General features: G+C 35.5%; 8 protein-coding genes. 1 reads left to right on the forward strand and 7 read right to left on the reverse strand.

Annotation, left to right across the window (positions count from 1 at the left end; genetic code table 11):
* The first annotated feature begins 113 nt into the window (after nt 1–113).
* Complete coding sequence (locus BFU36_RS07040) at nt 114–1,265, forward strand: 3-hydroxyacyl-CoA dehydrogenase (RefSeq protein ID WP_069282922.1); 1,152 nt, start codon at nt 114–116, stop codon at nt 1,263–1,265.
* 245 nt (nt 1,266–1,510) lie between these two features.
* On the opposite strand, the gene BFU36_RS07045 is transcribed toward BFU36_RS07040, so the two are convergent.
* From BFU36_RS07045 to BFU36_RS07075, 7 genes are all read right to left on the reverse strand, one after another.
* Nucleotides 1,511–2,770, reverse strand: coding sequence for a mandelate racemase/muconate lactonizing enzyme family protein (locus BFU36_RS07045; protein WP_069282924.1), 1,260 nt, complete (start codon nt 2,768–2,770; stop codon nt 1,511–1,513).
* Nucleotides 2,771–2,816: 46 nt separating this feature from the next.
* Entirely contained in the window at nt 2,817–4,415 is a 1,599-nt protein-coding gene (thsA, locus tag BFU36_RS07050; RefSeq protein ID WP_069282925.1) for a thermosome subunit alpha, read from the reverse strand.
* A gap of 99 nt (nt 4,416–4,514) precedes the next feature.
* Entirely contained in the window at nt 4,515–5,924 is a 1,410-nt protein-coding gene (locus BFU36_RS07055) for a glycosyltransferase (RefSeq protein WP_069282926.1), read from the reverse strand.
* A gap of 210 nt (nt 5,925–6,134) precedes the next feature.
* On the reverse strand, nt 6,135–7,235 hold the full coding sequence (locus tag BFU36_RS07060; protein WP_069282927.1) for a glucose 1-dehydrogenase: 1,101 nt from the start codon (nt 7,233–7,235) through the stop codon (nt 6,135–6,137).
* Between the two features lie 91 nt (nt 7,236–7,326).
* Nucleotides 7,327–8,331 (reverse strand): BadF/BadG/BcrA/BcrD ATPase family protein, encoded by a 1,005-nt coding sequence (locus BFU36_RS07065; protein WP_069282928.1) that lies wholly within the window; start codon nt 8,329–8,331, stop codon nt 7,327–7,329.
* Nucleotides 8,328–9,212, reverse strand: coding sequence for an SDR family oxidoreductase (locus BFU36_RS07070; RefSeq protein ID WP_069282930.1), 885 nt, complete (start codon nt 9,210–9,212; stop codon nt 8,328–8,330). The genes BFU36_RS07065 and BFU36_RS07070 overlap by 4 nt, the downstream gene beginning before the upstream one ends.
* Nucleotides 9,209–12,100: an alpha-mannosidase gene (locus BFU36_RS07075; RefSeq protein WP_069282932.1), complete on the reverse strand. Its 2,892-nt coding sequence runs from the start codon at nt 12,098–12,100 to the stop codon at nt 9,209–9,211. The genes BFU36_RS07070 and BFU36_RS07075 overlap by 4 nt, the downstream gene beginning before the upstream one ends.
* Nucleotides 12,101–12,123 lie beyond the last annotated feature (23 nt).

Below are 12,123 nucleotides of genomic sequence, written 5' to 3' on the forward strand. Positions count from 1 at the left end.
TCATACCCCTTTATATTCTTTACGCCTAATCGTAATTGGATAAATTTAGTTTACTTTATATCAACTAAAGTATGAATTGAAAATTTTATTAAGTAACGAGATGATAGTATCATATGATAAAGAGGTTAGGCGTAGTTGGAGCTGGAACCATGGGTCATGGAATAGCCGAGGTATCAGCGTTAGCTGGTTTTGAAGTTTATGTTATCGACGTTTCTTGGGACTTCTTAAATAGGGCTAAACAAAGAATAAATGAATCATTGATAAAATTTTATGAAAAAGGGATATTAAAGGAAAAACCTGAGAACGTGATGAGTAGAATAAATTTTTCCGTTTCCTATGATGTATTGAAAGACGCAGATTTCGTAATAGAGGCGGTTCCAGAGTTAATTGATTTAAAGAGAAAAGTTTTTGAAAACTTAGACAAGGTCACTCCACAAAATACTATTTTAACTTCTAACACTTCGTCAATTCCCATATCAACAATTGCTGAAGTTACAAAGAGGCGAGAAAAGGTGATAGGGATGCATTTCTTTAACCCTCCACCCATAATGAAATTAGTTGAAATAGTGCCGAGTAAATATACGTCTGAGGAAGTTATTAATGTGACGATTGAGCTAGCTAATAAGATGGGTAAAATACCGGTTAGGCTAAGAGTTGAAGTTCCAGGTTTCGTGAGTAATAGGATCTTTTTAAGGCTATTACAAGAGGCGTGTAGGGAAGTGGAGAGCGGAGAGGCAACAATTCAAGAGGTAGACAGTTCAGCGAGGAATGGTTTAAAATTACCAATGGGCATATTTGAGTTAGCTGACTACGTAGGTTTAGATGTGGTAGTAGATTTATGGAAGGTTATAGTAGAGAGCGGGACAGCCGAAGATGTGAAGTGTTCTCTGTATCAAAGAAGAGTGGACAATAAGGAGTTAGGTGTAAAAAGTGGTAAAGGTTTCTACGTTTATCCAGAGCCTGGAAAATATAAGAAAGTTGAACTACCTCAACATAGTAAAGTAGACCCTGCTAGGCTAATTTCATTGGCGGTTAATGAGGCTAGTTGGCTTATTGAAAATAATATAGTTAATGCTAAAGATATTGATACAGTAATGGTTTATGGATTTAATTTCCCTAGAGGGATATTAGAGATTGCTGATGAATTAGGAGTTAATAAAATTTACCAACATTTAGTTGACATTTATTCCAAAGGATATAAGGCTTACAAACCCAATAAAATTCTAGAAGAGATGGTAAAAGAAGGTAAAAAAGGATTTTATTAAGTATTAGCTGAGGAAAGTATATACATTGTGATATATCTATAGCGAGAAATGAAAGAATCTTACTTCTTTGCTCAACTTACTCAAGAATCTCGCTTTTATTGCTGGAAGAAGGTTAAATATCAAGATAATGATTTAAAACTTTCATAAGAAAGAATAGGATACACAAATGATAATAGAGTGATAAACCTCGCCTTTTAGGGCGGGAGCTGATCAGTTTATATGTTCATTGTATTTTTAAATGCTATCTATAAATCATAGTCTTCCCAGTACTTTTTCATAATTTGATCATCTAAGTCCACTCCTAATCCAGGGTCATCAGTAAGCTTTATAATTCCATTTTCGATGATTCTTCTCTTAGGCTTTACGATTTCATTCCAAAATGGTACGTCATGTCCGTGAAATTCTACAAATCCAAAAGTATTAGCTATGCTGGCTAAATGAGCGTGAGCTAAAGTACCAATAGGCGAGGAAATATTATGGGGAGAGAACTCTATATCATACATTGATGCAAGCTCTGCTATTCTTCTCCCCTCAGTAATTCCTCCAGCTTTAACTATGTCTGGCGCCCAGACTCTTACACCAGTATTTAGCAAATCCTTAAACTGAACTACAGTGTACAGATTTTCTCCAGTCTCTATCGGAGTAGAGCATTGGGAAGTAAGAAGTTTTAACTCATCAAAATTACTAACGGACATTATTGCTGGTATCGGGTCCTCAATCCACCTCAGTCTATAAGGATCTAATGCCTTGCAAATCCTTATTGCAGTATTTAAATTATATCTCCAATGAAGGTCAACCATTATTTCTACCTCATCTCCTACTGCTTCTCTCACAGCTCTAACTATACTAGCCATGTAATCTATATCCTTAAGAGATAAGTCTCCAGACATAATCCTCCTTATATCCACATAAGGGGTAGGAACGTCTAAGTCGAACTTCATCGCTGTAAATCCCTCATTTTTCATCTTTAAAGCCCTCTTAGAATATGCTTCTGGCGTATAATCCTCATTCCATCTCTCTATAGATAATCTACCATGAATAGGGTTGTTATCAGTTAATAATCTACCTCTCTCTACCTCAGCTTCTTTTATCCAAGGTAGTTTGGCGGGTAAATGTAGTGCATTCATGGCTTCTAGACCTTTTCCACCATGGGCATCAACGTAAACGGGTATTTCTGTCCTATCTCCTCCTAACAATCTATAGATAGGTAAGTTCAAGTATTTGCCTATTAAGTCAAATAACGCTATATTAATTGCTGAGATCATGTGATAAGTTGTGCTCCCTGAGTATAATGTAGCATATCTTAGTTTCTGTTCAATCCTATTAATCTTAAAGGCGTCTTCTCCAAGTAATAATTGTTTGAACTCACTCTCCATTCCCTTTAATCCGGGTGCTGGACCAGCCTCACCGATACCATAAAGGTCTTTAGAATACACTTTAACAAAAGTCCACTCAAAATTAGCTTGAGTCGTAAAAACCTTAAAATCAGTTATCTTAAGCTCCATATGATATATAATATGACATAAAAATATTAACTCATATCTTAACTTTTCAACCCATGTACGGTTGTTGTTGTGGTTGTTGTTTAGCAGGAGCAGCTGCTATTACGTCATCTATTTTTAAAACTGCTGTAGCAGCCTCTGTAGCGCTTTTTATTACTTGCTCCTTAACTCTTAAGGAATCGATGACCTTTAAATCGTACATATTATCATTAATTTGACCTTTAATTACGTCGATTCCAGCGTTTTTCAAACCTTTGGCATGTTTGCTCCTTATTTCCACTAATGTGTTTGTTGGATCCATGCCTGCTGTGTTAGCCAAAGTAACTACGTATTCTTCTAGAGCATCTGCAAAGGCATTAAAGGCAATCTGTTCCTTACCTTTAATCTTGTTCGCACTTTCCTTCAACTTCAACGCTAATTCTTCTTCAACAGCACCCCCACCCGGTAATATATACGGTTCGAGTAGTAAATTTCTGACTGAGTTAAATGCATCGTTTAAACTCCTCTCAGCTTCATCAGTTAATAAACTGCTAGACCCTCTTATTATAACAGTCACAGCTTTAGCCTTGTCCGACTTTATGAAGAGGAACTTATTCTTACCTAGATTTCTCAATTCAATTACTTTAACTTCCCCTAGGTCGCTCTCACTTACATCTTTAATACTACTTACTATTCTTGCTCCCGTAGCCCTACTTAGTAGTTCAATATCGCTTCTTTTAACGTTTTTCACAGCTATAATTCCGTTCTTTGCCATTAGATATGAAGCTACTTCATCAATATCCTTTTGACTTATTACAACTTTAGCTCCTAGACTTTTTATCTTATCTACTAGCTGTTTTATGTAGGCTGTTTGTTCATCCAAATAAGCTTTCATCTGCGTTGGATCAGTTATGCCTAATTTCATGTTGATCTCGGTTTTCTCTAACTTTAATGGGAAATCTATCAGTAATATTTTAACGTTTTCTAGAAACTTTGGCATGTTCTCATTAGCTGGTTCCTTGTCTAAAACAACGCCATTAAATAACTCACTATCATCAAATTCTCCACTATTTATTTTCACAGTTTTTATGTTCTTTATATCAAGGTTGTACTGTCCATCTCTTTTATCTAAGACAGCTAACGACGCCTCTATTACTAATCCTATTATTTTCTCTAATGTACTTTCTGTAGAGAAGAATTTGCTGGATAATGTTGTGTAAATTAAATCGTGAAGTGCTTTTCTGTTTTCTGGCGTTATCTTATCTGAAATCTCTTTAAGAACTTTCAAGGATTCATTAAGTGCTAATCTGTATCCTTCAATTATAGTCGTGGGGTGTATCTTTTGGTTTATCAAGTCTTCAGCTTTTTCAAGTAATAAACCTGCTAATACCACAACTGATGTAGTCCCGTCACCCACCTCTGAATCTAACGTTTTAGCAGTTTCTATTAGAATTTTTGCAGTAGGATGTTCCACTTCCATATTCTTTACTATTGTAGCTCCGTCGTTGGTAATAGTTATATCTTGACCCTCTATCAACATCTTGTCTAAACCCTTAGGTCCTAAGCTAGACTTTAACATTTCTGACAATATTTTAGCTACAGCTATGTTATTTAGTATTACGTCATTTCCAGATGACCTTTGCGTGCCTTCTTTAAATAGATATGCCATTTTTTCTATTCACTCTTTATCACACCGCTTAGAAAAGTAAAAAATCTATTCTTTTGTCTACATTTTATCTAATAAATTACACAATTTTTAATTAAAAAACTAACTACGACCAGACCATTTTTTCTGCTTCCAGATAGTAAATAAGGCAAAAATGTCAGCGAAGAACATTAGGGGAAAGGCAAGCATTCCTATTGTGAATTCCCTAAAACTCTTTTTAGTATATAAAATAATTGTAAGAATCATAATAATTGAAACAATAGTAGATATTTCCCCCACGAGGTTATGGAAATTATAGAAGTAATAGAAGAATATTATATTTACATCTAATGGCTTTTGATTTATAACTAATATGTGGCGATGGTAAAAATAATGATGATAAAAGTTAGGTGAAAGATGTGATAGTTTACTAATTTCTCTTGTAACAGGAGATGGATCTAAGTTAAATACATTATTTATCCTTCTCACTATAACATATTCTATGAATTTAATTGGATCCCTAGTTATTACTTTAACGATAATATTCCAATGGGTAAGTATATGCCTCATTACTATTTCAGTGTATAATAAATAATTGCTTAAGCTAAGCAATGGAAGCGTATACCAATAAAGTAAAGTAAACGCGTAAAAGAACCCCTTCTTCATGAGAGTTCCATCAGTGAGCTCCTTTATCAAGAAGAAATTATTCGATCTATACCACCTCACTAACTGTCTTAATAATCCCTTTAAATTATCAGGTGCCTTAGTTTTCACCATTACTTCACTGGTTACTATTGCCTTATATCCTTTAGAGTAGATGTAATTAGTTATTTGCCTATCATCTCCTAAAATTGTAGTAAACCTCCAAAGTTTAACACTCTTGAAATCACCAGATTCAATTAAAGGTCTTATGACCTCAGTTTTTACTAAGATACACTGACCATTTAATGACACTATACTACCTACTTTCTGCAATGCTCTATAACTTAACTCTCTTAATCTTTGCATCATCTCGCTAATATAATATACATTTTTATCCTTCCCTGGCATTACCCTTATCTCCGGGCTAACTGCTACTACTTTATCATCTAGTTTAGAAGATAACTTCTCAATTGCTCCCTTTGGGAGTACAGTATCGCTATCAAGTAGTAATACATAAGGAGTCTTAACATACTTGAATCCTTCCCTTATTGCATTCCTCTTCCCACCGTTCTTAGCTAATCCAATAAAAACACCGCCAGACGATTCCACAATCTCTCTATAGGGCTGATCACATCCGTCTCCAACTACTATAAAATTAATTCCATTCTCCTTTACGGAATTAATTACTTCTTTAAAAGTATTAACGTTCTCATTATACACTGGTATCAAAGCAGTTATGTCATTTTTATTTACTTTACTTGAAGAAAATTTTTGCCTATATGAAAACGCTAAGGGAACAGTAAAGCTTATGTAAATTATAGTTGCGATTGAGATAATAGTGGAGATCAATAAATAAAATAGTATATCCAGCCTTATCATTTCCCTATACATATAATGTATGGGAAAATATAAAAAGGTTTCCAAAAGTTTGACATTTAAACATAATATATATCAACTTAGATTTATAATGAAACTATTTTAGTATATTTAACACCATAAAACAATAGGAAGATATAACTAGAAACTTATAAAATCTTAGGGAATTTCGAACTAATAGAATGAGGAAAATTTACTTAAAAAAATTCTTGATTGAAATTTCAATTATTCCCATAATATTCTTATCTTTATCTCCCCGTGTTCTTTCTCCTTTAATGTTTTCAAAACCTCTTTCTCATCGTTAATACTTATTGTCTTAGTAATTAACAATTTTGATGATTTTGGATACAACGTCTTCCACGAAGCCAAGTGAACCAATGCTTGTTCAAAATGAGGCTTTTGACCGTTAACTAGCCCTATAATTACTTTGTTTGCGTGAATGATGTCTTGTAACATATTATAATTTATCGAAAATGTCCCAGATACTGAAAAGCCAAACAAACCTAATACTCCGTTTCTGTTCAATAATGGCAATAAATTATTTATTAGTGATGCATCAGCTCCAGTAGCGTCAATTATAACGTCAAACTTACCGATGGATTCCCTCAGCTTATCATAGCCATTAGACGAGTTGAAATAATTCGTTTTAGTTTCCTCGATAAATATCTGCTCAGTCTCGCTGGGATCTCTCCTATTGCTCATCCATACTTCTAAACCAACAGTCCTCAAGGCTAAACTAAACAAAATACCAATAGGACCAGTACCAACAACCAAAGCCCTCCTACAATTCAAAGTACCATCATCACAACTCCACAAAGGAACCCTCCTCTGAACACTCAACATCTCCTCAACACTCTTCACAACATCAGCCAAAGGCTGAGCCAAAATACCAACATCCTCCAAAGCCCTAGGAACCCTAACAAGATACCTAACATCATCAAACCAAAACTCACGCATAAAACCATCTATACCATGAATTCCAGCCTCAACGAATTTGCCAGTTTCGCAGAAATCTGGTCTACCCGCTAAACAATTCCTGCAAACACCACAACCCCTCCTATTAACAGGCATAACCAACTCCCCTTGAGAAAAACCACAACAAGACTCCTCAACAACACCAATAGCCTCATGACCTAAAACCAAAAAGTTTTTTCCTTGAGGTAAGTTACTTAAAGTCAGCTTTCCATTCACTATTTCTCTGTCAGTTCCGCATATTCCATTATATAACGTCCTTATTTTAACCTTGCCATAATTATCGACTTCCCCTTCTTTCACATCTTTTATTTCTACTCCAGCATTTGGAGGTTTTACTATGATTGCTTTCATTAGAGTTTATACTACATAAAGTAGAATATAAACCTTTATGTTTATGTTAGATAAATAAAAGATCAATATAATTCGATAAATTTAATAATTTTCATCCCCACTCACGTGGAGGCTCTCTAAAAAATAGAATACTTTCTACTTGTTTTTGAGGTAAGTTAGCTTCTATGAAATCATCTAACTGAAATAATAAATCTTGAATTTTTTCGAATATTTCTATCCTATCCAATATAACTATCCCACCAATTACTGCTTGATATCCGTAGAATACGTGAAAGTCTAGACTTGATGGTAGACTGTGCCTGACCTTATTTAATAGGAAGTCACCAGCTTGCATTAAGCCACCTACCAATGAAATTCTAGGATGAGTCGAATCGAATTCCTTCAGTAATTTTCTAATAGTAGTAGATATATATTCTACAGCTTCATCTAATATTAGATTAGCATAACTTGACCCGGACTTAGCTAATTCTACCACTTTTGTGGCTAAGCCAGATACTAATGCCTTATCTGGTTTAAGCTCTAATTGTTGAATCACCTTCTTTAAAGGCTTACCAAAGTATTCTTCTACAGCCTCAACTAGATCGTATCCCTCAAGTAATCCGTCATGCTGTCTAATAGCGTATGTTAACGCTCTTCTACCAATCCATGAAGCGGATCCTTCATCTCCAGCAAACCAACCCCATCCCCCAAGTCTCTTTAATATCCCATTCTTCTGATAATAGTTTATGTTACTTGATCCAGTAACTACAGTTATTCCATCTTCAAAAGCATTAGCTACTCTATAAGCAGCTACTCCATCATTATACACCTTGTAGCTTTTTATGAAAGCTTTGATCGATACTGCCTTGACTATCTCATTAACTATCTCATCGGAATCGTTGGAATCTCCAGCTCCAGATAAGCAAAAAACTGCCCTCGGTATCTCATGTATTTTTCCTTTAGCTTGTCTGATTGCGCTCAATATATTAGCTATTGCAGTCCTTTTGCCCACGACGTAAAAACTTGAGGGTCCGGAAATGCCCACTCCTCGTATCTGGTTATTATCATAGATCACGGCTATTGTTTTGCTAGCCCCTCCATCGACAGACAAAATCATAGAATTGCCCTAAGTATATTCTTTACTTCCTCCCTATTTTGTTTTGCTCTTTCTATAAGTTTTCTCATTAGTATTGAAAGCTCTTCATCCTTAAAAAGTAAAGATAAAGAGTCTTGTATTATATTCTCGTCTAAGTAAATCATCTTCACCGTCATACCTCCGTCTACTGTAAAGTTTACGCCACTGATCCATGAAGCGTCATCTGAGACCAAGAATGATACTAACGACGCTATATCTTCTGGTCTGCCTACCCTACCAGTTAAGTGTTGTTTATTATCTAAATTAGACAAATTAGATTCCTTTGGCGGAAATTGCCAATTGCTAGTATCTATCCAGCCTGGACTAATGGCTATTACTCTTATGCTATATTTACTTAAGCTTACTGCTAGCGAGTGAGTTAAAGCTATAATACCACCTTTTGAGGCTGAATATGGTTCAGTGTTAGGTTCTGACTGAAATGCTCTAGTTGAAGCTATGTTAATTATTACACCGCCGGTATTTTTCATATATTTGATTGCATACTTAGAACATAGCCAAGTTCCAGTCAAATTAGTATCTATTATTTTCTTCCACTCTTCCAAAGTCTGCTCTTCAATACTTCTACCGCTGAAACCAATTCCTGCATTATTAATTAACACGTCAATTCTTCCATACTCTTTATACACTTGATCCATAAGCTTCTTAACGTCGTTCTCCGATGATACGTCAGTTTTTACGAAAAGGGAGTCAATACCTTCATCCCTAAACTGCTTCAATCTATATTCTCCAGCTTTATCATCAATATCAGCTATTACTACAGAATAACCTTTCTTTCCCAGCGTATAAGCTATACATGCTCCTATTCCTTTCGCTCCTCCAGTGACAATGCTTATCTTCCTCACTTCGAAAACCTCACCTTTATAGTTAGAATATCTCTATTTTTATATTTTATTCTAATCTTATTTCCCTCTATCAATATATCCCTAGGTATCTGGTTAAGCTCTATTAAGTCTAAGCTCTCAACCTTTTCTACGTTATAAGGGAATTCGATAGTAGCTTCCCCCCTAGAGTTTGCGTATTCATAGAGTCGAAGAATGATACTTCCATTGTCGTCCTCTGAGACTTTGATCGATTCCAGCATTAATGGACCATCGATTTTTACGAAACTTTTAGTACTAGTACCATTTCCCTTTATTACTCTTAAGGGAACGTTAAGTTCGTAAGCTCTCTTTAATACCTCACCCCTCTTCCAATCTCCTAAGTGAGGGTATAATGCGTAGGTAAAAGTTACTTCGTCTAAGTCAGTATTAGGATCAGGAAATATTGGCGTTTTACTCAAAGATAAACCAATACTATTACCCTCTAATGACACGCCGTACTTACCATCATTAAGTATTGCTACTCCATAATTGTCTTCCGACATATCGACGAACTTTTGGATGGGCACCTCAAATCTAGCCTTATCCCAACTAGTATTACTCCATGTGAATCTCTCGACAACTCCAAAAGGTATATCTGAAACTGCTCTATCAACGTTGAGGTCAAAGTAGAACCAAGTCTTAACTAGTAACTCTCTATCCTTCATCTTAAGCGTAGTGACGAAGTCTATACGCCTATAATCAGCATAAACTTTCAATAATTGTGTAATGGTTGACCTTCTAAAGCTATATGTAAATTTAATGGTTACAACTGTAGGTCCTTTTTCTATCACTTCAGAGGAAGAGGCTTTCACTTTAAAGCTAGTCTCCTTGTACCCCTTTTCAATATCCCAAGCGTCCGCCCATCCGGGTATATTCTCATAAAACACTATTGAATTACTAGGCTCTTTAATTACCTCCCTCATGACCTCTTTATCATTAAGAGATAATATCTCACCGCTCTTACTAACTCTAATCCTAAAGTACCTATTCTCTATAATATACTCCTTCTCGTCAATATCAAGCTTTACGGTGTCTTTAACGTCGACTGGATTCAATTTAGTATAACCTAATGGTGGAACCCTTACCTTTACCTTATCGATGTACTCTTCTCTTTCCCAATTAAGAGAATTAAATACTACTAGATCTTCTCCTTTACCTACTATCTTTGAAATCGATTCTTGAGTAATTCTCTCTGCCTCTATTATAACCTCTTCCAGTTCTTTATAGGCAACTTCATATACTTCTCTTATAGCTGAACCGGGCAAAACATCATGGAATTGATTTTTAAGAACTGTTTTCCAAAGTCTTCTAAATATATTATGATCATAGTTACCAGCTATTGTAGACCAAATTTCTGCTTCTCTCAACAAGATCTCAGCCTTTCTGTTAAGTAATTTCATCTTAGAATGCGAAGTTAATACTCCCCTATGTGTCTCTAGATAGAGCTCTCCTCTCCATTTATTGATTGGCTTAATCTCGTTTAGCATTTCACTCAAACCGTTTAAGGTAACTTTTGGCAAAATCGGTATGTCATTTATCGCATTAGCCTTAATTAGCATAATCTCGTTTGGTCCTCCTCCCCCGTCCCCATATCCGAAAGAGTATAGCATTGGCTGGTTCTTCTCATTCCAATTTTGCCATTGTTGTAGTACGCTAGATGAGGAAAAATCTGAATTATATCCTCCCTTTCCGTTACCAAAGGCTATTGATGGCAATTCCTCACCATTTGGAGCTACCCAGTTAAACACATTGTATGGAAACTTATTCGTATCATTCCAAAAGACCTTGTGTGTGGCAAAAGCCTTAACTCCTCCTAGTTTAGCTATTTGAGGCAACGAAGCTGTGAAACCGAACGTATCTGGTAACCATAAAACCTCAGCTAATCTATCGAAGTTCTCCAAGTAAAACCTCTGAGAGTATAAGAAATGTCTTGCTAAAGACTCCCCAGATACCATGTTAGTATCGCTTTCAACGTATAGTGCACCTATCTCCCACTTTCCCTCCTTAACCTTTTGCTTTATCCTCTCGAAAAGTTCAGGGTAATCCTCCTTTACCCATTCATAGTAAATTGAAGCGCTCTGAATGTAATGAAAATCATATCTATCCAGTAATGTTAACATAGTTGCAAAGGTCCTTATGACCTTTCTTCTAGTCTCATCAAAAGGCCAAAGCCACGCAGTATCTATATGTGCATGACCTACACCTATCAGTTTACCTCTTTTACCGTAAATAGAAACGAGTTTTCTTAACTCATCTCTTAAGACGTTTAAGGCTTTAACATATTTCTCACTATTTTCATTCTGGGCATACACTTCATCATCACTGATCGACTTATACATTCTGTTTAAGTCTAAGCTAGTTTTAACGAACTTAGAAGCAATGTAGATTTGATCCTTGGAAACTGATTCAAAATATGCTTCTCTTAACCCTTTAGTTAAAGCCTCCGCTAAATCATCTTTTATCTCTCTTTCTATATTATTATCCCTTAACAAATCTAGAATCAAATCGCCATAAATGTATAGTTCAAAGGCATTAAGATCTAATTCTGTGTAAAATGGTAATCCTGGGCTAGGATCGATCTTCTCTCCGAAATCCATATAGTTTGATAAATTTATGTTGAAGACGTGTTTTCCTTTGGGTATTGGTATTAGGGTATGATAAGCGTCTAATTCAAAGTATGGTTTTCCGTCTAGCCTAACTAACCCACTTCCTCTATGGTCAATTATTACCAGATAAGAGCTCTTGCCATTGCCCTCAACCTCAACGAAAGGTTCAGAATTGTTATACTTCCACCTAAGTTCCTTCAAGTTTTTGAAAGAACTGGCTAAAATTAATACAATTCTAGCCTCAAGCTCTGAAAATGTTCGCATATAATTTAAAAAGAGTTTTTAAG

This window comes from Sulfolobus sp. A20 (genome assembly GCF_001719125.1).
In the GTDB taxonomy this organism is placed as follows: domain Archaea; phylum Thermoproteota; class Thermoprotei_A; order Sulfolobales; family Sulfolobaceae; genus Saccharolobus.

Bases quoted from the DNA above. Each gene is read 5' to 3' on its own strand.
- BFU36_RS07040 (WP_069282922.1), top strand. From the start codon at position 114: ATGATAAAGAGGTTAGGCGTAGTTGGAGCTGGAACCATGGGTCATGGA.
- BFU36_RS07045 (WP_069282924.1), bottom strand. From the start codon at position 2,770: ATGGAGCTTAAGATAACTGATTTTAAGGTTTTTACGACTCAAGCTAAT.
- thsA (WP_069282925.1), bottom strand. From the start codon at position 4,415: ATGGCATATCTATTTAAAGAAGGCACGCAAAGGTCATCTGGAAATGAC.
- BFU36_RS07055 (WP_069282926.1), bottom strand. From the start codon at position 5,924: ATGTATAGGGAAATGATAAGGCTGGATATACTATTTTATTTATTGATC.
- BFU36_RS07060 (WP_069282927.1), bottom strand. From the start codon at position 7,235: ATGAAAGCAATCATAGTAAAACCTCCAAATGCTGGAGTAGAAATAAAA.
- BFU36_RS07065 (WP_069282928.1), bottom strand. From the start codon at position 8,331: ATGATTTTGTCTGTCGATGGAGGGGCTAGCAAAACAATAGCCGTGATC.
- BFU36_RS07075 (WP_069282932.1), bottom strand. From the start codon at position 12,100: ATGCGAACATTTTCAGAGCTTGAGGCTAGAATTGTATTAATTTTAGCC.